The sequence below is a fragment of the Shimazuella sp. NTD250 genome (genome assembly GCF_059510375.1).
In genome coordinates this window covers 356,568-380,044 of record NZ_JCAJZS010000004.1, presented here as the reverse complement: position 1 = coordinate 380,044, position 23,477 = coordinate 356,568, and the positions used below count along the sequence as shown (strand labels likewise).

26 protein-coding genes and 1 other annotated feature are annotated in these 23,477 nt (G+C 39.7%); of the genes, 14 read left to right on the top strand and 12 right to left on the bottom strand.

Going from position 1 to position 23,477, the window contains the following annotated elements; translation table 11 throughout:
- Positions 1–74: 74 nt before the first annotated feature.
- On the bottom strand, positions 75–488 hold the full coding sequence (locus AC5WOF_RS12795; protein ID WP_496050347.1) for a hypothetical protein: 414 nt from the start codon (positions 486–488) through the stop codon (positions 75–77).
- A gap of 524 nt (positions 489–1,012) precedes the next feature.
- On the opposite strand from AC5WOF_RS12795, the gene AC5WOF_RS12790 reads away from it, so the two are divergent.
- Complete coding sequence (locus AC5WOF_RS12790) at positions 1,013–1,408, top strand: hypothetical protein (protein WP_496050346.1); 396 nt, start codon at positions 1,013–1,015, stop codon at positions 1,406–1,408.
- Between the two features lie 489 nt (positions 1,409–1,897).
- On the opposite strand, the gene AC5WOF_RS12785 is transcribed toward AC5WOF_RS12790, so the two are convergent.
- Positions 1,898–2,833 (bottom strand): EamA family transporter, encoded by a 936-nt coding sequence (locus tag AC5WOF_RS12785; protein ID WP_496050345.1) that lies wholly within the window; start codon positions 2,831–2,833, stop codon positions 1,898–1,900.
- A gap of 312 nt (positions 2,834–3,145) precedes the next feature.
- On the opposite strand from AC5WOF_RS12785, the gene AC5WOF_RS12780 reads away from it, so the two are divergent.
- A complete protein-coding gene (locus tag AC5WOF_RS12780) occupies positions 3,146–4,366 on the top strand; it encodes an ATP-grasp domain-containing protein (protein ID WP_496050344.1) in 1,221 nt (406 codons plus the stop codon).
- Between the two features lie 195 nt (positions 4,367–4,561).
- A complete protein-coding gene (locus AC5WOF_RS12775) occupies positions 4,562–5,125 on the top strand; it encodes a hypothetical protein (RefSeq protein ID WP_496050343.1) in 564 nt (187 codons plus the stop codon).
- A gap of 431 nt (positions 5,126–5,556) precedes the next feature.
- On the opposite strand, the gene AC5WOF_RS12770 is transcribed toward AC5WOF_RS12775, so the two are convergent.
- On the bottom strand, positions 5,557–6,450 hold the full coding sequence (locus tag AC5WOF_RS12770; RefSeq protein ID WP_496050342.1) for a PhzF family phenazine biosynthesis isomerase: 894 nt from the start codon (positions 6,448–6,450) through the stop codon (positions 5,557–5,559).
- 1,028 nt (positions 6,451–7,478) lie between these two features.
- On the opposite strand from AC5WOF_RS12770, the gene AC5WOF_RS12765 reads away from it, so the two are divergent.
- A complete protein-coding gene (locus tag AC5WOF_RS12765) occupies positions 7,479–7,745 on the top strand; it encodes a hypothetical protein (RefSeq protein ID WP_496050341.1) in 267 nt (88 codons plus the stop codon).
- A 182-nt stretch (positions 7,746–7,927) separates the two neighbouring features.
- On the opposite strand, the gene AC5WOF_RS12760 is transcribed toward AC5WOF_RS12765, so the two are convergent.
- Positions 7,928–8,053: a hypothetical protein gene (locus AC5WOF_RS12760; RefSeq protein WP_496050340.1), complete on the bottom strand. Its 126-nt coding sequence runs from the start codon at positions 8,051–8,053 to the stop codon at positions 7,928–7,930.
- Positions 8,054–8,638: 585 nt separating this feature from the next.
- A complete protein-coding gene (locus AC5WOF_RS12755) occupies positions 8,639–9,964 on the bottom strand; it encodes a helix-turn-helix domain-containing protein (protein WP_496050339.1) in 1,326 nt (441 codons plus the stop codon).
- Positions 9,965–10,312: 348 nt separating this feature from the next.
- Between AC5WOF_RS12755 and AC5WOF_RS12750 the strand changes: the two genes are divergently transcribed.
- Both AC5WOF_RS12750 and AC5WOF_RS12745 read left to right on the top strand, forming a co-directional pair.
- The gene (locus AC5WOF_RS12750; RefSeq protein ID WP_496050338.1) at positions 10,313–10,693 is read left to right on the top strand and encodes a hypothetical protein; all 381 of its coding nucleotides are present in this window, start codon (positions 10,313–10,315) and stop codon (positions 10,691–10,693) included.
- The gene (locus AC5WOF_RS12745) at positions 10,690–10,866 is read left to right on the top strand and encodes a hypothetical protein (RefSeq protein WP_496050337.1); all 177 of its coding nucleotides are present in this window, start codon (positions 10,690–10,692) and stop codon (positions 10,864–10,866) included. Before AC5WOF_RS12750 ends, AC5WOF_RS12745 begins: the two co-directional genes overlap by 4 nt.
- Positions 10,867–11,003: 137 nt before the next feature.
- Here AC5WOF_RS12745 and AC5WOF_RS12740 read toward each other — a convergent pair whose 3' ends face one another.
- Positions 11,004–11,423, bottom strand: coding sequence for a hypothetical protein (locus AC5WOF_RS12740; RefSeq protein ID WP_496050336.1), 420 nt, complete (start codon positions 11,421–11,423; stop codon positions 11,004–11,006).
- Positions 11,424–11,698: 275 nt separating this feature from the next.
- Between AC5WOF_RS12740 and AC5WOF_RS12735 the strand changes: the two genes are divergently transcribed.
- From AC5WOF_RS12735 to AC5WOF_RS12725, 3 genes are all read left to right on the top strand, one after another.
- The gene (locus tag AC5WOF_RS12735; protein ID WP_496050335.1) at positions 11,699–12,700 is read left to right on the top strand and encodes a hypothetical protein; all 1,002 of its coding nucleotides are present in this window, start codon (positions 11,699–11,701) and stop codon (positions 12,698–12,700) included.
- A gap of 270 nt (positions 12,701–12,970) precedes the next feature.
- On the top strand, positions 12,971–13,528 hold the full coding sequence (locus tag AC5WOF_RS12730; RefSeq protein ID WP_496050334.1) for a hypothetical protein: 558 nt from the start codon (positions 12,971–12,973) through the stop codon (positions 13,526–13,528).
- A 70-nt stretch (positions 13,529–13,598) separates the two neighbouring features.
- The gene (locus AC5WOF_RS12725; protein ID WP_496050333.1) at positions 13,599–13,778 is read left to right on the top strand and encodes a hypothetical protein; all 180 of its coding nucleotides are present in this window, start codon (positions 13,599–13,601) and stop codon (positions 13,776–13,778) included.
- A gap of 467 nt (positions 13,779–14,245) precedes the next feature.
- On the opposite strand, the gene AC5WOF_RS12720 is transcribed toward AC5WOF_RS12725, so the two are convergent.
- Complete coding sequence (locus AC5WOF_RS12720) at positions 14,246–14,788, bottom strand: DUF4309 domain-containing protein (RefSeq protein WP_496050332.1); 543 nt, start codon at positions 14,786–14,788, stop codon at positions 14,246–14,248.
- A 335-nt stretch (positions 14,789–15,123) separates the two neighbouring features.
- On the opposite strand from AC5WOF_RS12720, the gene AC5WOF_RS12715 reads away from it, so the two are divergent.
- The 3 genes from AC5WOF_RS12715 (at position 15,124) to AC5WOF_RS12705 (ending at position 18,881) form a co-directional block, all read left to right on the top strand.
- Positions 15,124–16,215 carry a quinone-dependent dihydroorotate dehydrogenase gene (locus tag AC5WOF_RS12715; RefSeq protein WP_496050331.1) on the top strand — a complete coding sequence of 364 codons (1,092 nt, stop codon included), beginning with the start codon at positions 15,124–15,126 and terminating at the stop codon, positions 16,213–16,215.
- Between the two features lie 44 nt (positions 16,216–16,259).
- Positions 16,260–16,475 (top strand) — a binding site (T-box leader).
- 58 nt (positions 16,476–16,533) lie between these two features.
- Complete coding sequence (proB, locus tag AC5WOF_RS12710) at positions 16,534–17,649, top strand: glutamate 5-kinase (protein WP_496050330.1); 1,116 nt, start codon at positions 16,534–16,536, stop codon at positions 17,647–17,649.
- Positions 17,634–18,881 carry a glutamate-5-semialdehyde dehydrogenase gene (locus AC5WOF_RS12705; RefSeq protein WP_496050329.1) on the top strand — a complete coding sequence of 416 codons (1,248 nt, stop codon included), beginning with the start codon at positions 17,634–17,636 and terminating at the stop codon, positions 18,879–18,881. Before proB ends, AC5WOF_RS12705 begins: the two co-directional genes overlap by 16 nt.
- An 89-nt stretch (positions 18,882–18,970) precedes the next feature.
- On the opposite strand, the gene AC5WOF_RS12700 is transcribed toward AC5WOF_RS12705, so the two are convergent.
- From AC5WOF_RS12700 to lgt, 3 genes are all read right to left on the bottom strand, one after another.
- Positions 18,971–19,180, bottom strand: a complete 210-nt coding sequence (locus tag AC5WOF_RS12700) for a hypothetical protein (RefSeq protein WP_496050328.1) — start codon at positions 19,178–19,180, stop codon at positions 18,971–18,973.
- A gap of 65 nt (positions 19,181–19,245) precedes the next feature.
- A complete protein-coding gene (locus AC5WOF_RS12695) occupies positions 19,246–19,671 on the bottom strand; it encodes an acyltransferase (protein WP_496050327.1) in 426 nt (141 codons plus the stop codon).
- Between the two features lie 46 nt (positions 19,672–19,717).
- Positions 19,718–20,635 (bottom strand): prolipoprotein diacylglyceryl transferase, encoded by a 918-nt coding sequence (gene lgt, locus AC5WOF_RS12690; protein ID WP_496050326.1) that lies wholly within the window; start codon positions 20,633–20,635, stop codon positions 19,718–19,720.
- Positions 20,636–20,816: 181 nt separating this feature from the next.
- Between lgt and AC5WOF_RS12685 the strand changes: the two genes are divergently transcribed.
- Positions 20,817–21,035, top strand: coding sequence for a hypothetical protein (locus AC5WOF_RS12685; protein WP_496050325.1), 219 nt, complete (start codon positions 20,817–20,819; stop codon positions 21,033–21,035).
- Between the two features lie 14 nt (positions 21,036–21,049).
- Here the strand turns inward: AC5WOF_RS12685 and hprK are convergent, their stop codons facing one another.
- A complete protein-coding gene (gene hprK, locus AC5WOF_RS12680; protein ID WP_496050324.1) occupies positions 21,050–21,973 on the bottom strand; it encodes an HPr(Ser) kinase/phosphatase in 924 nt (307 codons plus the stop codon).
- Positions 21,974–22,292: 319 nt separating this feature from the next.
- Here hprK and srtD point away from each other — a divergent pair, with 319 nt between their 5' ends.
- Positions 22,293–22,913: a class D sortase, LPxTATN-specific gene (srtD, locus tag AC5WOF_RS12675; RefSeq protein ID WP_496050323.1), complete on the top strand. Its 621-nt coding sequence runs from the start codon at positions 22,293–22,295 to the stop codon at positions 22,911–22,913.
- Positions 22,914–22,995: 82 nt separating this feature from the next.
- On the opposite strand, the gene AC5WOF_RS12670 is transcribed toward srtD, so the two are convergent.
- Positions 22,996–23,469 carry a DinB family protein gene (locus tag AC5WOF_RS12670; RefSeq protein ID WP_496050322.1) on the bottom strand — a complete coding sequence of 158 codons (474 nt, stop codon included), beginning with the start codon at positions 23,467–23,469 and terminating at the stop codon, positions 22,996–22,998.
- Positions 23,470–23,477 lie beyond the last annotated feature (8 nt).

Sequence of the window (23,477 nt, the reverse complement as noted above, 5' to 3'; positions counted from 1 at the left end):
CGAAAAAGAAGGATCAGTGGTTAAATGTTTTCTTTTCTACTAGAAATGCCACTCCCATCGAGTGGCTCTTTCTATTAACCATGCAGACAAAAGGACGTTATATGAAGAGTTTTCTTTCCACCGTTTGAGTAATATAGGGTATAGTTGCCTTTACCTAACACTTTTTTGGACAAAACCAAGGTTTTCGTTTTCTTTTCTTTAGTGTATTTCTCACCTTTTCCACCTCCGACCATAAATCCTTTGTAATTTTCTAGAACAGGATTATAATCGCCTGCGGCATCTCCATAGAGAGTTATATCAAGTTTTGGTTGAAAGGAATTAGGAGCATGAAAGACGTAATTTTTTGACAATTTCCATGATTTAATGTTTGCACTCCCTTTGACCAAACATTTTGGTTGTGCGTTCGTTTCTTGAGGAATAGTTATACCCCCAAGCAGTAAAGCACTTGTTACCACTAAAACACCAAGGAATTTTGAGAAAGTATCCATTTTGCATCTTTCCTTTTTTCTGGGATTATTCTTATTATTACAAAAAGATGTATCCTAATTGTTTCCCATTTTGCACAAATAAAAAAGGAAGCTTCAACACAATAATTTAAACCATGCGTCTACATGCACATGGCTTTTTCGATACTCATTCCATCTTTCATTCTACTAACCTAGAAATTTAGAAAGGAGCAAAATTAGTTTTGTTCCAATGGGAGACGAACAGTAAGCTAAGAATCTACTCAACTATTTCTAGCATTTGGAAATTCCCATGCTCAATGAAGTATTCATGCTAACTCCCTGATCTCACTATCAAACTTGAAGCTTATCTAGCTCAGGATATGGGTATCTTTCGCACCCCTCATAATAAAATCATATATTTTTAGAACGAATGTTTTATACTGTTATTTATATGTTACTATTTCAATAACAAGGTAGGATCTAGCCTTGAAAGGTGATTGGACTCGTCAAGATCATCCAATCATCGAACAACATTTCCTTGTAAGAGAAGAGAAGGGATGTATCTCTTGAACGGCAACACTGGATGCGTCAAGGGTGAAAATCAGTGGGATGACTGCCTGCTGGCAGAGCGGGAAGGTGATAACAGCGTCATGCTGTGGACCACGTTCCGCCCGGGCAAGATCGTCATATCCCGCTCGCTCTACGACACCTTCATTGAGGAGCTACGGGTGCTGCGGGAGCTGGCGAACGACTTCAACTCCGGGACGTTCTACATCGCCGGGTTCATGATCACCTTCGGCGTCCTCGCCCCGCGGAAGGAGCAGGACGACCCCTCCACCCGCGTGTGGAACCTCACCCGCGGCGTCACCCTCTCGTACGAAGGCACGGCGCTCTTCGCCAACTCCGCTGAGTGGGACAAGTTCCTCAGGAACTACGTCCACACCTGCGAGCCGACCATCTGATCGGCTCGCCGTAAGCACATCCATATGAAGTAAACGGGCAGACTCGGACCTCCTTGAGAGGTTCCGGGTCTGTCTGAGAAGAGATGATCGAGCTAGACCTGCATTCCATATCTCTGAAACATTAGGAGGGTGTCCCAGATCTCTGAGTGAGATCTATGACATTACATCCTAGATGAGTTGTGGAAGTCTCCCTGAGTCAAGATGCAGGGAGACCCTAATTTTAAATCCATATACATTTACATACATTCAATAGATAAAATCCCGTTTCTCTGTGTTTCAATGAAGAGATCGGGATTTTACAATTTTTCTATCTATCCTATCGCTTTCATGCGTACTAGAAACGATTCTCTTGTCTCACGATCTTTGATAAGTATAATTACAACTAGATGCGACATACAAACAGAGGACTCCCTATAAAAAACACGACATCAATCCATAAAAAAACATAATTCTTCCATGTAGAGTGTTTTTTTATTCAAAAATTTTAGGTTATGTTTCTTTACTTAGAAGTAGCAAGAAACCAAATATACTAATACCTAAAATACCAAATAAGGTAAAATAGGACAATTCAATTCTTGGATCAAACATTTGAAAAAAGAAGGTAAAACATGGTATTAGGGATGTAATAATGAGTGATATCAACGGATTGGTGTATTTTATGCTCAATTGCAGTAGATACATTGGTAGAATGGTACCTGTTAGAGTGACTAAAAAAATCCATGAAAAGGTTTCCCATTGAATAGTAGCATATGACCCATCTGACCAAACGATTATCCCAGTAATCAGAATAATCAGATAAAGTCGATTTGATAATATCTTTGATGTCTCCCATCCATTGTCACTTAGTTTTTTGGAATAAAAGGTTATGATTACATTCCCCACTCCAGTAAGAAAAGAAAAGAGTAAACCGAGCATAAGAAAAGAAGAAGAGCTTACTGATAATCCAGAATGTCCATTTAAGGAAGCTAACACAAGGAAAACACTACCTAATAAAATGCCAGTACTAGCCATTAATTTAAAGGAACTCATCCGATAATGAGGTGTTGTTACTTTTAAAAATAGTAGAGCAAACACCGGTCCTATACCCCATTCGATAGAACTAACAATGGCAGGTTCGCAATATTTTAGTGCTACATAGAAAAAAATATAAATAGCGGCTGTGGTAGCATTCATAATAAAAATATCTAGCCAAGTTTTTTTATTTCCTATTGTTATCCTAGTTATTTTTTTGGAAGAGCGAAATAAAGCAAGTGAATGAAAAACAAGAAACGTAATCATAAAACTGATAAAAACAAAAAGGATTGGACTGGTATTTTGAATAGATATTCCGTAGTAAACTTGGGAAATAGAAGTTAGTATGGAATATCCTATTAATAATGCCAACCCCAAAAGTTTCCTATAATAGCTAGTAGTTACTGCTTTCATATGGTTCTACCTTTCATTTTTCTCATAATGTTTTCAAATGTAAATCTATATTTTACAAGAAGCGACCAATTCTTTCTATTTATTATATTAAATTATACATACTTTCCTGTTGTAAAGAAATATGTAATTTTATAATCTTTCTGTTTACTAAATAGTTATGTTGAATTATTATATTTAAAATTAAATAGTTTTATATTTGATTTAGCCTAATCGATCTTTCTGATGATTAAATGTATTACAATTTATGTGATCCTTTTCTCATTTTTTAATAGTCATACTTTTATAAAATCAAATGTTTAGGTGGTGTAGAAATTGAGTATTTTGATTTTGAATTTTGCTTCTCACGAAAGATTACCTTATGAGAAACTTTTTAAAGATTTAAGAGAGCCGTTGGTTCTTTTTACTAGTAAAGAAACAGCCTCTACTTTTCCAAAAGATGCTTTTGCTCATGTAGAGGTAATAGAAGACTACATAAATAATCCATTCATCTATCATCGAGCAATTCAATTAGATAGGCAATTTTCCTTTGATAAAGTGGTAGCAGCCTTTGAAGCGGATATTTTATTGGCAGCTAAATTGAGAGATTATTTAAATATTACTGGGCAGAACGCTCAAAGTGCACTTCAATATCGAGACAAAGTAATAATGAAAGAGCAAGTATCCGCTTATGGATTAAGGGTACCCAAATATAGAAGAATATTCGATGTAATAGATTTGCATAGATTTATAAATGAAAATGGATTTCCATTTATTATTAAGCCTACAGATGGTTTTGGGTCAATCGGCACTACTATTATTCATTCAGAAGAAGACTTGGATTCCTTTATTCAAACTAATCCAAATCTTTATAATCTGGAAGCTGAGGAATTTATCAATGGAACTCTTCATACTGTAGATGGCATTGTAAGACAGGGAGAAGTTGTATTTATCAGTGTCACAGAAGCAGTTGGTGGAAATTTTGCCAATTTGGATCATAGTGGTGTTACAGGAAGCAGTCAACTTCATCCTAATAATCCGCTAGGCAAACGATTAACACAGTATTGCAAAAATGTAATACAAGCTTTAAATACACCTGAGAATACTGCTTTCCATGCTGAAATTTTTCATACAGATGATGATGACATTGTTTTATGTGAAATAGCAAGCAGACCAGCTGGAGCTCATATTTCTCAGTGTGTAAAGTATTCCTATGATGTGGATATGGCCCAGATTCATATACAATTACAAGCTGGAGCATCAGTAGAGATTGCAAATGACGGAGAGAATTTTGACCCTGACAAATTATCTGCCTGGGTTTATTTTGGTTTAGAGGAGGGAACTATTCTTGCTTTACCAACCAATGAACCACCCGAATGGGTATTTGAGTACAAGCCCTACGGTGAAGTAGGACAAACATTTTCAAAAAATTCCTATGTTCTTACACGTCTTGCACATATGTTGATCGAAGGCAGCTCCGAAAAGGAACTTAAAAAGCGGATTGAATTAGCTTGTAAATGGTTTCTTTCACAGGTTAAATGGGAATTGCAGGGATAGGTTAGAGGCTAAGTTTTGTCTTGTTGCGAAGGCACAACTCAAACAACTCATGACGGCGGGAAATATTGCCTAGAGTGCGGACGTGAAAATTCCAGCGAAATGAAAGAGACGTAAGAAAAAGAAGAGAGCTTTTCTCTCTTCTTTTTTTCCAAGAAATGATATATTCATCCTAATTCTTTGTTTGGGAGTGGTGCTATGTATTTATCCTCTGTCGATAGCTTTTTACAAGGTATCAAACCATCCTGCTACGAAAATCATACGAAGTTAGACGCTGTTCAATTGGACAAGCTTAGCGTATATCCGTATTACGATGACAACGAGGAATTTACATTATATTTCCGAGACGAAATATTAAAAAAACGTTTTCTGACTGACATTTATGGTAAAGAGCGTAAAAGCCCGGAATACATACGCCTATTTGGTGATATTCTCGGCTACCCGCCAAAAGCTACAAAGTTCTTCTCAGATTACCAAGCTAAAAAGAAAATAGATGTTGCCGCAGCATCTTCTTACTTTCTAAGCGTTAAAGTGAATATATTATATTGCGGAATTCAATTTATGAGCCATGTAGAAGATGTAGAGGAAAACGCGTTATGGTTATGGGAGCAGTACAAGCATGACAGCCCGCTTCGGTTTAAATTAATACAGCCAGACACAGACTCTATACAAATTGTTATTCCCTTTCGAGATTTCGAAGGTTTAAAACGCGGAGTTAATGAGTGTTTTAAGTTCCATCACATATCGATCATACATACATAAAGACCCTAATGGGTCTTTTTCACTTTTTTAATCCAATTGATTTTGGAGATTTCCATCCGTATCGTTTAGAATCTATCAAAAGTAAGGGGGAATCCTAATATTTTTTTAAAGTAAATCAGCCGGCCCGCCGATATCCGAAAATATCAACGGGCCGGACTCCTTTGGTGCTAGACCTCACCGCCCCCCGCGGACTGCCGCTCGGGCGTCCAGCATGGTCTTGATCTTGCCCATACGGAGGAGAGTCTCCTGCCGCGAGGGCTGAGTCTGCTTGGAGGGTTTGGTGGTGTTGGTCATGGTTGTTCTCCCAAATGGAGGTAGTAGGAAATAGATCCCTATGTACTATCCACTATACCACGATAAAAAAGAAAATCCACACAATAAATATTTACAATTTCAATACTTTAGATGAGGCCATTTGATAACCCCCTATTCTACAAAACGACTTCAAAGTCTCTCACATACACTGCATTTCCAGAGATTTCGATGTCATAATTCCCTTTAAACTCAGAGACATTTACGATAACTCGACCATCTTTCCCCATTTCCTGTCCTTGCTCTACGATAAGGCTTAGAGACTTTTTAAAATCGGTCTCTATATACTTAGCATAAAATGCTCCCATAACACCCGAAGCAGTTCCTGTTACTGCATCCTCTACTGTTCCAGAATAAGGTGAAGAGAAGTGTCGAGCATGCATATGGGCATTAAAATCATAGGTTTCTAAACAAAATGGGTGAATGGATGCTTTTGGCATTTCTTTTAAAATGGCTGGAAATAACTTATTTTCAGGCTTCATTTTTTTGAAGGCATCAAGTTTATGAATTGGAATCAAGAGAGTCCATGTACCTGTACTTCCATATAAGATAGGTAAATTTTGATCTATGTCCTCTTTTGTTAAACCAATTGATTTAGCTAATTCTTCTTTTGAACCGTTAAATTCCTCAAACAGTGGTGAAGCCTGTTTCATCGTTATATATATTTCATTATCCCTGCTTGAATTGATTTTTATTGGTAGAACACCTGCTTTTGTTTCCAATGTAAAATTTGCCTTACCAGCCGACATTCCTTTCTGTTGTAAGGCATACATCGTTGCCATTGTTGCGTGTCCACACAAATTTACTTCGTGACCAGGAGTAAAATAACGGATTCTTAAGTCTGCCTTATCCGATTTAATTGGAAAAGCAGTCTCATTAAAGCCGACTTTAAGGGCGATTTCCTGCATTTCCTCAACGGTTAAACTGTCTCCATCAAAAACAACACCTGCTGGATTTCCTTTGTCAGGTTCCTTGCTAAACGCATCATAATGATAAACCTTTATGGATTTCACTTTTAAATTCCCCCTAATTTTAAAGTGACAACTCTCCTTGTTAACAATCCTTTAATATATTTCTCAAAAATAATATATCTATATTAATATTTTTATAGATTTAATTTCTATAAAAATATGCCATTTCGAAGTGGAATCTATCTGAAAAATAATATACTCCTAACAGATACTCTATTATTTTTTGATATATAAAATAGTTTAAACCATAAATGATTTTTCAATCCTCTTTCTTTTATATCATCTAACTTAAACCTTCATCAAATCACCATAATTGTACTTACTGACCGTTTCAACTTAATAAGAAAACCAATTCGATTGGCATATTGCACAAGTTATTTGTTTTTAAATAATTTCCTAATAATCAGAAATATGATACAATACATACGGGACTAGTTCCCAACAAGATTCCACCCTCGAGCAGAAAGAGAAGAGGATGAATCCACCTGGCAAACCCACAATTACGCTTGTGAGGTATGGGCACCCGCCCACAAGCAAGAAGCGAGGAAAGCGGAGGTCCCAAACCGGGGAGACCTGCCCTGATGTCTTCGGGCTTCCTGGAGTGAGCTTCACCGAATTGCGGAAGGCAATCGTCAATGCAACAACGACGACGGCCTGACGACGTCTGTGTATCGGTCATGGGCACTGGGGTGTCGATCGACGAAATCGAAGGTCTTCGTGAGCTGAACGGAGACTAAATCGGCCCTGACGCTGCTGTTGTGATCGTCCCGCTAGAAGTCCTTAAACCTGCAATCGATGACGCCGTAAGGGCATCCGAATTGGAAGCTGGCGTTACCGAAGGTGATTCATAAGGACATCACCTCGCCTCCCCTCGCAATAGAGGGGAGGCGAGCCAGCTATTATCATTATATCTTCAATAAATCAAAGGAAATGGTGAACCTCTCTTATCTTAGTTCGAAATAAGTCTGAAGTCGCTGATAGATAGAAGACATCAAAATTATACTATTCATTCCTTTGTCAGAATAGTATAATCAAATAAACCGAAATATTTTCTGGAGGTTGAGATAATCGTGTTCGACCCCAAAATTGCAGCGGAAAAGGCTGCTATTGCCTCGGAGTGGGACGTTTTCTTCGAGGACATCGCCTCGGAAAAGGCTGCTATTGCCTCGGAAAAGGCTGCTATCGCCTCGGAGTGGGACGTTTTCTTCGAGGACATCGCCGCGGAAAAGGCTGCTATTGCCTCGGAAAATGCTGCTGTTACCGGAGAGCGCGCAGCGGTTACGAAGAAAATGCAGCCTGGTACTCCCCTTGCGCTGAGGGCATGGCTGGTTCGCTGACCACCAGCGGGCGTCTTACACATCATTTCCCTCCCATTTCTGTTGAGTCTGGACAAGCGTTAGTCTATGTCCAGGCTCCCGATATATAAGGACAACATATAGATGAGAGTCACCTATTGGATGACTCTTTTGATTTGTACAATTTGTCCCATGATTTCCTTGTTCTAGCAAAACGAACTCTATTATGTATACACTGGCTTGAAATGAAGAAACTGGGCACACTGCTCTACTCCATACTGTAATTCATCAAAATCCCGATAATGAACAACAATTTGTGTTGCGACAAGGGGACGGTTCTTGCGTCGCATATCCCTCTTATGGAAATCAAATAATGATTCATAAAATGGTAAAACCATATCAAAAGAAAAAGAATGAGATAATTAATCTATCTTATTCCATACATGTTTAAGTAAAACTATTTAATTTCAAAATTTTCAGGTTATTATCAGATTGGAATGCGACATGAGAACCGTCCCCTTGTCGCACATTTCGGACAGACTTGCGTAAATGATTTTTTCTCTGCTTTTTCATCTTCTTTTTGATCATCATTACTGCCCCAGAACAAACTTACAAAATCATTCATCATCCTTCACCTCTTTTACTTATAAGTAGGTGATTTTTATTATGGATGATGGTGCAAATGGAATATATCTAATATTTCATCAATTACGTCTGTTTCATACTACTATAGGAGAACATTAAGGTAAAGGGAAATTGATGGTTTTGGTAGTAGATCAAAAACCCTGCTCTATACCAAATGAGTGCAGGGTTTTTCCATTATAAAATTACATCGGATACCATAAACTACTTTCTATCCTTATATTTCTGACTATTGGATAAAATGGTATGCCAATGGTCTCCCGCAGGATCAGCAGCCCCACCACCATACATAATTAGCTAACTCCTCTCTCTGAACGATATAACTTTGTTGCATATTTTAAGAAGTTCGTATTATCTTGTAAAGCATCATAGCAAGTACATAAGCTTGACATACTTTTGTTCGTTAACTCTTCAAACATATATTCCCTTGATATTTGTTCTGCTTCAATACAAAGGGAAACAGCTTGATTATGGTGACTCTGTTGAATATACCACTCCCCTAAGACTAACAAAGATTGTGCTAGTATCCAATTATCTCTAATCTTTCGACAGATTTGTATTGAGCGCTCGACAAGTTGTTTTGCTTTTTTCCATTGGTGTTTTCCTATGAGTAGCTTGGCAAAGTGGACATACGCAAATGGAAAAAGTTCTTCTTTCCCTTGGAGGGTATTTTCTAAATCCATTGCTTTTAGAAAATACCTTTCTGCATTTGGAATATCATTTAAACTCTCATAAATAATGCTCATTTGTGCCCACAGTCTAAATAAATACTCAAAGTCATTATTCGTCTTTGCTAATCGTACCCCTTTTTTAGCATACTCGAGTGCGCGTTCATTCATATGAAGTTTATTTAGAACACTTGCATACATGATATACATACGAATAATTACCGAAGTACGGAATTCCTGTTCAAGTGAAAGACTCGCTCTAATATGTTTTTCCAATTCTTCGATGCAAAGCAGAGATTTTTCTAGTAAGTTTAATCGTTCTAAATAAATACTTTTGTTAAGCAAAAGTAACCCAAAATGAAAATTTTGGTCTTCTTGATCATGGTAAAAATCCAATCCTTTGACTGTTGAATTCAAAGCTTGATGAAACTGGTCTTGTTGATAATAAACAATGCCCAAATTCAAATAACACCTTGGTATTAGGTTATCAACTGCTAATTCCGGTTGCATTTCAGAGATTTGAATTGATTGCAAATAGCAATCTTGTGCCATTTTCCAGTCTTTGTTAGCATAGTAATACTTCGCCTTTAAAAATGAAACAAATGGCTGTAATATTGGAATACTCTCGATTTGTTCTTCTTGATTTAATTTCTTTAAGTCCTCAAAAGCTTTTTTAGGATTCGGAACCAAAATTTCCTCGATATCTTGCAACTTCTCTTTCAAAGCAATAATTTTCTTATCCGCTTCACTTGCCATCCCAAATAATATTCCTTTGCCTAACTTCTCGGCATAGTACTGATACTTCTCCAAGCTAACTGTTGGCATTCCACGCTCAATCAAGCTAATCGTCGTACCACCAAGGGCAATTTCCTCGGACAACTTTTCAATACTTTTTTTAAGTTTTTTCCGTTCTGCACGTAAAATGCCGCCAATTTGAACAAGATCAAGCAACTTTCATCTCTCCTACGGTAGATACATCCCCATCTACTGTTTATTTTCCTAATTATAGGTATAACATTCCGAAAATTAGGAAGTCAACAGTATATTGTTCTGATATTTCGGATTAGTAAAAATAGACTTACCCGATTAAAATAAAGCCAAATAAAGATAGATTTACCAGCAGGAAGAGGAGATAGATATGGATTTACGACTAAAAATCGAAGGAGATAGTAAAGTAGTTCGAGATTTCATTCATTATATTCGCATGGATGACCGCTACACTTTTTTATGAATCTGCTAAATATATATTTTCCCCTGAAAGAGATCAAGTCGAGTTTATCTTCGCTGGGAGGGGTATAAATGACACTGGCACACATGAAACAGATCGGGAAAGAGTTGGCTAGATACTTGGTCTATTGTTGTGAGCAAGAGGATTATGTTATCCGTATGGATCATTTACGCTTAGCGACTTCTCGTCTTGCACTGATCGAGGCAATCTACTTCCTCTATCAAAATGGAGAGCCGATCGCCACCCAAAGTAGAGAGCCTATCCAGCTCACTGCTCAGCAAATAGAGGAATTATGTACGTTTATCCACTCAAGTGACATCCGTGACGTAAGAAAGCTTCATACTTCGATGATTTGTGATATCGCGACTTTTGATCTTGAGAAAATCCATCAGATCGAACAGTATATCGAACAACTGCTGGCTGATAGGTGTGAAGGGGAGATCAACCGATGATGAAGACAACCAATATAACCTATGTGACATTAGAAACAGAAAATGGCTCTGTTACCATTGAACTGCTACATGCTTGTAAAACACAAAATGATGATCATACGGTTCAGGTAAAAGGCGTGAGCTATGATATTTTCGCCATTCCTGTAAATCACCGAAATCATTCTAATGACTAATTCTTTCTAACTTCTTTCTATAACTTTGACTTGAAATGCGCCGCCCCCACACAAGTATCGATCCTTGACAAGGATGATTCCTGTATGGGGGCGTGTTTACGCGGGAGGGTGTGCCCTTTTCCTCCTATGGGTTACTGCTACTTGAGCAAGTGGTACCAGTGGAAGAAGTCCCCCGCCTTCTGGAAGACCCAGAGCTGGGAGTCAATTTGCACCCAAGCAACTTGCCCCTCTGTCAGGTCGGTCAGCTTGACGGTGGGTCCACTCCAGCCTTCGGCCATCCGGTTCTCGACCTTCGGCCATTCCCCGAATTCGTAATCGTCTTCGAAGAACAGCGTTCCCTCAGGCAGATTCGACCAGCTGCTCGGCAGGGTTTTTTCCATGTGAAACAGCTTCGTCACATGGGTAACCGAGCCATGTCCCGAGGCCAAACTCTTGGGTGAAAGAAAAGCTAGTAGAACGACGTCCGCGCCAAGGCATCCTGCCATTCTCGCAAAGGCAACCTCGTCATGGAACAGATCACTCATTCCATACCTTTCCGAATGTCCTGTGTAGGACATCCTCCTGCATACGATTGGAACTAGTATGTATTATATCAGACATTTTGTTGACCAAGAAAGATATTTCTAACACAAAGAAAACGATAGAAAAGAACTAAAGAAATATAACAAAAAAAGAACAACGAATTCCCACTTCCATCTGTTTAGGCAATTATTATTAGTTAGGAAAAATATCGTGTCCTCTTCTTCATATTCTATGTTCACAAATAAAATATTGATTTACAATAAGGGTAAGCAAGCAAAAGTCCACATCCAAGCGAAAGTGAAGGCAAACCATGCAGTCGATGTCTCTCAAGGGCTTCCGCATCTTCCTCAGCGACGAGAACGGTGAGGATGTCCTCATCGTCAACCCCCACAACGGCGGGGTGTATGAGCGAGTCGAGGTCGAAGACGGGGTCGTGTTTACCCCTCTGCTGGTGAGCACTTGGAATTACTGGGAGGCAACTCAGGCGACCACCCGCCATCTGGTCAACCCAGCGAATATGGATGACGAGGAGTTCGCGGAGTACCTCTCCAATCCCCTCAGCAACCAGGTCTACGTTCCCGGATCGTCGGAGCACAAGTACTGGAGCTTCTACCGTGTCTTCGACGGTGACGAAGTGAGGGGCATGCCGAATGACGGCTTTCCTCTCTACAGCGGCGAGTTCAGCATCATCGGCGACCGACTCACGCTGAGCGAGGCCTGGTGGGAAGACGGGACCGAGCGACCGCTGGACACCAGGACGTATTCGGAAGCGGTGCAAGTGCGTACTCCGAAAGACGGGGAGGATGACGAGTACGAGTACGGGAAGTTCGCAGCCGCAAACCGCCTGGAGTCCCAGTTGTACTCGATGGAAAATCCCGGCGTGATTCAAGGGATTCATGGCCTGACCCCCTCGTACTGCAAGTCTGGGAAGATCGACGTGATCCCCCTCCCCACCACTTGGACTCCGTACATCGAGAGGGAAGATAGTGTCTGGGAGCGCAAGGGTGTCGGTCGAATCACGGTACTGGTGCTGGAGACCCAGTCTAGGCCCCAGTTCCGCGGTATCCTGTGCAAGGAAGATGGAACCGAGATCCTGCTGACCCGCGTCGAAGATGGAGTCTGGTACTACGGAATCACCCTCGAGTGTGAAGGTGTGGGTCAGTTCAACCTCTGGTCTGACTTGACCGAGGAGACCACGACGGGACGGTGGATCGACGACCGTCATCTCGGTAAGGCGAAGAGGCACCTCGATCGAGTCAACAAGCAGTGGGCCAAGATCATGCATTGCCTGACGGATTCGGCTGCTGCGTGACTCCTTCATAACTGCATACCGGATGTGGGCCTCCCCTGTGCTGCTTCAGCGCAGGGGAACCATTTATAGTAGAACTAGAGGGTATTTCATCCTATGTACTTATTTTCCAAATTTGACTCTTATGTGCTGGAATGGCATATTTTTAATAAATCATTATTTGTAACCATATCTGAAAGACTTTTATTCTTTTGCTTGAATTTTATAGGATTAGTAGTAGAGAGGCAGGGGAAAAGAGAAAGGGCAATAGTTTTCCAAGAAAGGAACATCACATTGACTGATTATCCTGATTTTGGTCTAACTTTTGAAGAAGGCTTTTTATTGGGAATAAAACCTGCCATTTATGCATGGAACGAAGACCTCCTGTATAATCATTATCAATCCTACCCATCTCTTGAAATGAACAAATTTCGTGGAGATAATGAGGGATATCGTTTGTTTTTCCAAACTGAAGCATTACGAGAAAAATTTTTGGAACAATCAAAAAACATTTATCGGTCAAACTCCCCTGAATTTCATCACTTGTTAGGACTTACCCTTGGCTTCCCTCCAAAAGCAGTCGCATTTTATCTTCTACTTCGTTTTGTAAAATCGAAAGAAGCGAAGAAAAACTCCATGCTTCATCATTACTGTGGTCTACACTTTTCCGGTCATATCGATAACTTGATTGAAAACGTCCAATGGATTTGGAATACGTACCCCAAACAGCAGCAAATGGATATGAGCTTACGTTTGCATAAGGATCTTCCAATATACAAGGTGGAATACGGTGATTTAGCGGGATTAGAAAAAGCAGAAATGGAGTTAAGGAAGGAGATAGAATCAATCTGAACACTCCTCTATCCGATTTGATTGTCTATGAAAAGGGAGAATTCATGCCAAAAAGATTAGGGGTGAATGGATGGACATTACAAACTATAAAAAGTCCCAACAAATAGAAATATTTGGTGGGGTTCATTTTGATAAAGTATTATCTAAATTATTGGAAAAAAAGCTAATAGAAAACAAATTTGCAGAAATACACCAAGTCGTACAAAGAGATGAATATTCATACATGGTTATCTTTAATGTTTACAACTGACTGCCATTTGGCGGTTTTTATTTTTTAAGTATGGGATCGGGAGATCTCCACAAAACCCCATTAAATAACATTTCAGTTTAAAAGTTAAACTGCAAACCTTTCATTTCTTAGAATGACAATTGCACCCCTATTAGGAACTATAAACGTTCTCAATTAAAAAACCCCTGTCTCTCCATTATCAGAGAGCAGAGGGATTATCCTTTTAAACATCCTATTTCACTTAATATATTTCCCCAACATTATACTCAGCAGAAGCAGGGCTTTCTTTGAACATGATCACCTCCGCTTTCGGTTTTACACCTTTTTGTGAGCTTTGATAAACTTGTCCAGTATAGCAAGATTTCTGCCCTTTGTTGATTCGTCCATTGCCACCTTCGTCGCAGGAAACAAATTCGATATTATTCTTAAAGCAATTCCAAATTAATAGAATTGCTTTCTGCTGATGAATCTATCTTAGATGGATCTAATTAAAAAACGTGTACTTCTTTGATTGTATCAGGAGCATTCCCTGCTTTGTTATAGTAAAAGTCAATTTGTAATGTATGTTTTCCAGCTTTATAGGTTAAATAAACCCCATCATCGCCTCTTATTTCTCTAACAGGTTTTCCTAATTCCCGTTTTACTTCCTTGTAAGTAATACCATGATACTTTTTATCAAAAGAATTGATTTGATATACATGATTTTTCTCAGCAAAGAAACTGATTTGATGTTTATTATAGTAAAGGTGAACGGCATCTGATCCCTTATCTGGTTTTCCCCATTTTCTTACGATATCTTTCGTTTTGGAACCAAGTGAGAAGTGTCCGCTATTTATTGTTTTACCAGCTGCTGCATTACTCTTAATTTCTCTAATGGTTTGTTGGTGGAAATCATGATGATGGGTATGTTGATGATATTCTACTGTTTTTGGAGCAGCATAAGTAATATTTATCGTAGTGGTTGCAACACCAGTTATTAACAGTCCAGTTGCTAAGCTAAAAGCAATTGCAGTATTTTTCCAATTTTTCATAGGTTTTCACCCTTTCACTGAATATAGTTATATTTTAAAATTCTTTTCAATCAAAATAAATGCTCATTTTTGTCTGCATTGTTTCAAAACAATGTGTAAAATTAGACATGCTAATTAATATACTTTTCTATTTAAATACGATTACCATGAGTGTCCTTTTTGGTACGAGGATAGCTGCAACTTAAATGTTCTTGAACCTCCATTCTTGATGGAAAAATAAATTATCTGAAAATCCAAAATAGACCACATACAATTTTCAACACAAAGTATCCTCTTATTTCTCAGTATTCTATGGTATGCTACTTTAGATATGTTTTGTAGAAAGGACGCTACCAATGGTATATAAATCGCTTCGTAAATTCCTTTTTCGGATGAATGCGGAACAAGCTCATACAATGACGATTCGGGCTTTGCAAGTGATGCAAAGCACACCTAAAATCAGCACATTTATTCAAAAAAGATTTACCATAATAGATAAACGTTTAGAAAGTACAGTATGTGGCCTATCTTTCCCTAATCCTGTAGGCTTAGCGGCTGGATTTGATAAACATGCCAATGTTTATAATGGGCTAGCTGCTTTTGGGTTTGGCTTTGTCGAAGTGGGAACATTGACCCCGAGGCCCCAGGTTGGAAATCCAAAACCAAGACTCTTCCGTTTGGTAGAAGATGAAGCGATTATCAATCGCATGGGCTTTAACAATCATGGGGTAGAAGATGCCAAAAACACGTTTCAAACCCTCCCCAAACCAAATATCCCAATCGGGATCAACTTGGGTAAAAACAAAGATACCCCCAATGACCAAGCAAGCAGTGATTATCGAAGCGGACTGATGAGTCTCTATGATTATGCAGACTACTTCGTTCTTAATGTCAGTTCTCCCAATACAGAAGGCCTTCGTGATCTTCAACACGTGGATGCACTCCAAAAATTACTCACTTCCGTACTATCTACACGAGATGAGTTACTAAAAGAGACAAGCTCTTATCGCCCTGTTCTTTTAAAAATCGCACCAGATCTCAATCTGGAGCAGATGAAGGATATCATCCAAACGGCTATAAAGTCTGGAATCGATGGTATCATTGCTACCAATACCACTATTTCCCGGGAAAACTTGCATTCTTCTCCTTTTACCCAAGAAAGTGGAGGCTTAAGCGGTCGACCACTCACCCAGAAATCAACAGAATTTGTTCGTCATATTTATCATATTACCGAAGGTAAAACTCCAATTATTGGAGTAGGCGGTATATTCTCAGGAGCAGATGCATATGAAAAGATATGTGCAGGAGCAGATTTGATTCAAGTGTACACGGGAATGATTTATGAAGGTCCGGGAATAGCCCGTAAAATCAATACAGAATTACTCGCGATCTTAGAAGAAAAAGGGGTTCATTCCTTAAGTGAAATCGTTGGTTCGAAAACTAGTTGACAACTGACTTGTAAATTCGGTATCGTAATGGAACAGTTATACTTCAGCAAGCAATGATGGAGTGAAGCATGTCTTAATTGGGATGTTTAGAGAGTAGGATTCTCGGCTGGAAAATCCTATCATCCTGGAGACAGATCCCGCCTCCAGAGCTACTCGTGAAAAGCGGGTCGGTGAGAACCGATATGATCTAATAGAGTGGGTTTTATATGTCCTCATATAAAATCAATGAAGGTGGTACCACGAAGCCATTCGTCCTTCTCTGGGATGAATGGCTTTTTTATTTTTATAAAACTACTTCAAAAAAGGAGGGATTTCCAGTTGAAAAGGATTGTCGTAAAAGTAGGTTCTAGCAGCTTGGTTGATGAATTGGGTTCCTTGAGTCGATCTAAAGTGAATCAATTGGTTTCGCAACTGGTATACCTACACCGACAAAAGCTCCAATTGATCCTCGTCACTTCAGGCGCTGTTGCTGCCGGTGTTGGAGCTTTGAGTTGGAATCGAACAACAATGACTATGCCTGAAAAACAAGCGGCAGCAGCAGTTGGGCAATCTGTTTTAATTCAACAGTATCAAGAAAGTTTTGCACACTATCATATTCCTGTAGCTCAATTATTACTGACTCGGTCTGACATCGAAGATCGAAAACGTTTTATTCATATTCGCAATACGATAGAACCTCTTTTGCATCACGGCATTATCCCTATTATTAATGAAAATGACACAGTAACAGTAGAAGAAATTCGCTTTGGAGATAACGACACTCTTGGCGCATTGGTTTCCTTAGTTGCAGCGGCCGACCTCTATATCATGTTATCGGATATCGATGGTCTGTACACTGCAAATCCCCGAATAGACAAAAATGCCAAACTGCTCCATCAGATCGAAGCGATCACGCCTGAACTTTGGCAGATTGCTGGAGGAAATGGCAGTTCAGTCGGTACAGGCGGAATGAAAACCAAACTGCAAGCCGCACAGATTGCTACTCAATCTGGTGTAAATGTACGAATTGCAAATAGTAAAAGACCTCATGTTTTACAACACATCATCGCTGGTGACACAATTGGAACACACTTCATTGCTGATACTCCGTTAAAAAAGAAAAAACCATGGATTGCCTATGGTACAAGAGCGGAAGGAAGTGTAATCGTGGATACTGGTGCATATGTAGCTTTAACAAAAGGAAATTCTAGTTTATTACTTGCAGGCATTCTTTCAACAACAGGTGATTTTGTAGAAGGTTCTGTAGTGGAAATTTGTCACCAAGAAAAAACTATTGGCAAAGGTATTGTTCATCTGTCAAGTCGCGATATAGACCAGCTCATCAGCAAACGCCATGAAGGTGAGCCTCTGCCTCTTCTTCCAGAAGTGATCCATCGGGATCAACTTGTCTTATTATCATCCAAAAGGAGTGTTCCCCTTTGCTCGAAAAGCTAACAACACAAGCAAAAGCAGCATCACGTAAACTTGTCAGCCTAAGTAGTGAGGAAAAAAATAAGGCTATCCGCCATATCGGCCAAGTACTTTGGCAACAACGAGAAACTATTTTAAATGAAAATGAAAAAGATTTAGATGCCAGTAGAAAACAGGGCTTAACTGAAGCTAAATTGGATCGTTTACGTTTAGATGAGACTCGTATACAAGACATGATTACAGGCCTTGAACAAATCGCAGAGTTAGATGACCCTGTGGGTCAAACCATCCAAACCATCGAGCGGCCAAACGGACTCACGATCGAACAAGTTCGTGTTCCCTTTGGTGTTATTGGGATTATTTATGAATCAAGGCCAAATGTGACCGTAGATGCAGCTGGTTTGACGCTAAAAACCGGAAATGCCGTTATATTACGCGGCGGAAAGGAAGCGATTAACACCAACATTGCCTTAGTAAATGCACTTCGAGATGGGCTGAAAGAGACATCACTTCCCGAAGACGCGATTCAAATCATCCAGCAAACCGAAAGACAAACCATCGAGCAATTGATTCGCAGCAAAGGAAAGGTTGACTTAATCATCCCTCGTGGTGGTGCGGGACTTATTCAATATGTTTTGGAACATTCCCTCGTTCCAGTGATCGAAACTGGTGTAGGGAACTGTCATGTCTACGTAGATAAAGAGGCCAATCTGCATATGGCATTAGATATTACTGTCAATGCAAAAGTTCAACGTCCTTCTGTCTGCAACGCGATTGAATCTTTACTTGTGCATGAACAAATCGCAGCTGCTTTTTTACCTGCACTCGTGCCGATACTAAAAGAAAAAGGCGTTACGATTCGCGGCTGTGAACAGACACTTGCTATACTTTCCGATCAAGCAGTCGAAGCGGCGACAGAAGCTGACTTTGATACCGAATTCCTCGATCTTATTTTAGCGATCAAAGTGGTTAAAGATACAACAGATGCGATATCTCACATCGACCGCTTTGGTACCAATCATTCAGAAGCGATTGTTACCGAAAATAAAGAGACTGCAAACCAATTCCTCACAAGCGTAGATGCAGCAGCAGTGTACCACAATGCCTCCACTCGCTTCACCGATGGATTTGAATTTGGTTTTGGAGCCGAAATTGGCATTTCCACACAGAAGCTACATGCGAGAGGGCCGATGGGGTTAAAAGAATTGACCAGTTATAAATATTTGATTCATGGGGATGGACAGGTAAGAGAATAAGACGCATCCCATTGAATGCGCCTATTCTATATTTTCAAATGTTATTTTCCCCGGCCCTGCTAGAATCTTCTCTAGCAGGGCCTTTGTTCTCAGGATGGCTTCATTCGTCCGTAGTTTTCGGCCAGACGCTCCAGATTTTCTTGCGACTGACCATCGTCATAGTATGCGATGGCCGTCTCCTCTGACTCGGTACCAGCATTAACCCTTGCCTGACGTGCTTGATCCTCTGGCGACAGATGTCGCGGGTCAGCATCACGCAGGGCCTTGACAACCTCGGCTGCCGCTTCCTTTCGACCCATGAGAACCTCCATATAGATGGCTAAGCAGCGGATGCTACTCCTCTCTATTTTATCACATAATTTTTCTATCTAATCACCCTCATAGGATTTCCTGCTACAAAAGTATAAGGTGCTACATTCTTGGACACAACGGTACCTGCTCCAATAATTGCCCCATCTCCGATCTCAACCCCTGGAAGGATCGTTGTGTTTGCTCCGATCATCACATTATCACCTATGATCACTTCCCCAATACGGTATTCATTTATTAAGTATTCATGGGTCAAAATCGTTGTATTATATCCGATTATCGTATTTTTTCCGATACTTATTTTCTCTGGATAAAGCAGATCCATCATCACAAAAAAGGCAATCGCTGTATGTTTTCCGATCTTCATCCCTAAACAACTGCGATAAAAGCTATTTTTCAACCGAAAAAAGGGAAGATATCGGACTCCCCAGCATACAAGAGTGTTCCGCAATACCTTCCAAAAAGAAATCGTATGATACATCTGCCAAAGGGAATTGTTCCCTTTGACCGAGGTGCGAGTTATCTTTCTAGTTATTGGTCTTCACCTCAGTTGACACAGCTTTTACTTGTTTGGTGTTTGTTGCCTCTGTTTTTCTGGTACGTCTGTAAACGATGATTCCTACTGCAACAAAAACAGTTAACATACTTACGAGCTGGGCTATGCGTATATTCCCGCCTGTCAACTGCCCTGCCTGGAAAAGAAGCCCCATCGGAGACCAGAAAAAATGAAGTACAGATGCTAACCAGTCAGGACCATTAAACGCTAAACTGTCTGTTCGCAGGCCTTCAATAAAGAAGCGTCCCAATGAATACCAGATCATATAACTGAACAAAATCTCCCCGCGTTTTGGTACCATTACATAGCGTAAAAATAAGAGAACACCAAAGCCAATCAAATTCCAAAGCGATTCATACAAAAACGTCGGATGATAAGTAACTCCGCCAATTGTCATTTGTTGTATGATCCAATTTGGCAAATGAAGGGTGTGTAAAAATTGGGCACTTACTGGACCGCCGTGAGCTTCTTGGTTAATAAAATTCCCCCAGCGTCCAATCGCTTGAGCCAATAAAATACTTGGGGCAACGATATCTGCCAGCTGTAAGAAAGATAGTTTATGTTTGCGTATGTAAAGATAACCGACCGAAAAAGCAGCTATCAATCCACCATGTATCGCAAGTCCACCTTTCCAAACCGCAATAATATCCTCTGGATGTGTAGCATAATACTCCCATTCAAATAGTACATAGTACAATCTTGCCCCGATAATAGCAGAAGGCAGCACCCAAATCATCATATCTAAAAGCTTATCTGTATCTATACCTTGCCTTTTTCCTTCCAAAACGGCAAGATACAGACCGAGCATAGCCGCTGTTCCCATAATTATTCCATACCAATGAATTTGGAATGGCCCTAGCGCAAATGCTACAGGATCAATCACAAGCATATATTCCATCCTTTCAACACTTTACTCCACAAAATCATTGTACAAGAAAAACAAAATAAAAGAAAACGAGCCGATAAAAAACCCGAGTATTCCGATCTTACTTAAAAATAATATTATTTATCAATATAGACAAATTTCATATAACATCTATAGGGTAAAATGTAAAAGGAGGGTGATTATCGTGTTAAATGTAGAAACCTATACAAATATAAATAGTATGGAAACAAAAGGATATGATTGCTTGGAATGTGGGCAAAAGACAAGTGTTTTAGAAAAAAATGGTTATGGAACTTGTCACACACCAGGATGTCTCTACCACAACCCCATTCAATTTGTTTACTATCCCAACTGGCTAGAACCAAAAATCAGCCGTGCTGGTCGTACTATTTGGTTTCTGTAGCACCTTCAACATTATTACTTCTCTTCTAATGAATTTTCCAAACGTGTTACAAACTGTTCTGCTGCATGATACCCGAGTATTTTAGAACGATAATTCATTGCAGCAACCTCAATCAAGACAGCTACATTTCGACCTGGACGAACAGGTATTGTCAATTTTGGCAACTCCGTATCCATTATCCGAATCGTCTCTTCTGACAATCCCAATCGATCATATGGATAATTTTCGCGCCATGTTTCTAATCGAGCTACCAATGAGATATTCTTTTTATTACGCACTGCACCAGCACCAAATAATATCATCACATCCATAATCCCCAAACCGCGAATTTCTAATAAATGTTTGATGATTGGTGGAGCAGTCCCCGATAGTTCTCCTTCTGTAACTTGGGTTATCTCAACAGCATCATCTGCAACAAGCATATGCCCGCGCTTGATTAGTTCTAAAGCCGCTTCACTCTTGCCAATACCGCTTTCACCTGTAATCAAGACACCTATTCCATACACGTCAACTAATACACCATGTAATGTAGATACAGGTGCAAGTCGATTTTCTAAATAGTCGGTTACCTTTCCGGCGAACTTGGTTGTGGGCAATGTGGTTCGTAATACTGGTACTCCTACTTCATTTGCAGCTTCTAACAAATCTGCAGGAGCACGGAAATTCCGTGTGATACATATTGCTGGTACTTCAGGATGACATATCTTTTTCATTCTTTCTTCACGGACATCAGCTGATAAACTTTCTACAAAAGACAGTTCGGTCTTTCCTAAAAGTTGCAACCTATCGACTGGATAGTAGGTAAAAAATCCGGCCAATTCCAAGCCAGGGCGGTATAAATCACTCGTTTGAATCATTCGTTCTAACGAAACGCCTTCACCAATTAGTTCTAAATTAAATTCCGCTTGTAATTCCTCGATCTTTACGCCAATACTCATCCAATTCCGCTCCATTCAGCCACATCTTCAAATATACTTTTCGATCTACATGTGAGAATATGCTAATATGATGACAACTAGAGTTACTAGGTATCTTATCACATTTTCGTCAAACATATCGAATATGGAGAAAACAATCCGAGTAACTTGGTTTTATACCCATAAATAATATACGGATAACATAGTTTTTTCATCCTCTAAAACTCACTACCAATTGTGTCTATTATGTAGCAATGAAGGTTTTATTATAAAAACTGACAAATCTAATTAGTTAAGGTATAATATTCGGGGTTTTTCAACATCTAAAGGAGTGTTTCTTTTGATACGGAAGCTGGCTTGGATCATTATCATCGTAGGAGTATTTATAATGGTGTTCAATGGTTACCAGTGGTGGGATCAGCTGCGAAGAGTAGTTTATGATCCGATCGCATCCAAAAAAGTGGCAGCAAACTGGGATGATCGACACACACAAAAGACATTATCAGAAGGGATAGCCAGCACAAATACAAAACTAAAAGTAAGCGGGCAAATCGGAGAGCTTATCATTCCCCGCATGGGAGCAATTCTCCCAATTGTTCAAGGAACAGATGATGCATCATTAAAAAAAGGGGTAGGACATTATATCGGTTATGGTACTGTAAACCCTGGGGAGACAGGTCATGTAGTCTTATCCGGACATCGTGATACCGTATTTCGAGGAGCAGGTCAGTTAAAATTAGGTGATCGACTCTATGTGAAATTTCAAGGACATATCTATACCTATCAAATTCGCAAAACATGGGTGACAACCCCTGAAGATCGAACTATTATCGTCCCTATACCAAAACCAGTACTGACCCTTACGACTTGTTATCCTTTTGATTATATTGGAAGTGCCCCAGAACGATATATTATCCGGGCTGAGCTGATTGAAGTTAAAAAAGATAGTGGAGCCGTTTAAGTGAAAATAGAACACCAAGAAAAATAAGCCATTGCCAAACAGTGGCTTATTTTGGGTTTGTAGGCTGCAAATCAAAGGTTTTCTAGTGAAAAAGACTACGTCCAATTAAGTTAGCAGAAACTGGTTTCTGTCCTATTTCTCGTGCCCAGACAGATAATTGCCCTGCATGATGGATTTCATGAGCAATAACATGACGCATTACCTCACCCCATGTGTAAGTTACTATTTTTCCATCTGCTTTTCTATCCTCAAAGAGCTTATTTTCCATGCTGTTCTCCCATGAAAACACAAAACTCTCTACTTCAGAGCGGAATTTTGCATCTAATGCTCGAACTAGATTCAAACTTTGATGTTGTTTAAAATCTTCTTGGAAATCAGGCTTGCCTTGTATGACTTGAATCCAACTCCACTCCACATCAGCAATATGGAACAGTGTATGCAGGATTCCCCCTACTCCACCTGTTCGTATACGAAGTAGTTCCTCTTCTTCAACGGCTTCACACCATTGATACCACTCTTCTCTAACCTGCCAATTGTAACGGAACATATTTAGCAAAGTTATCT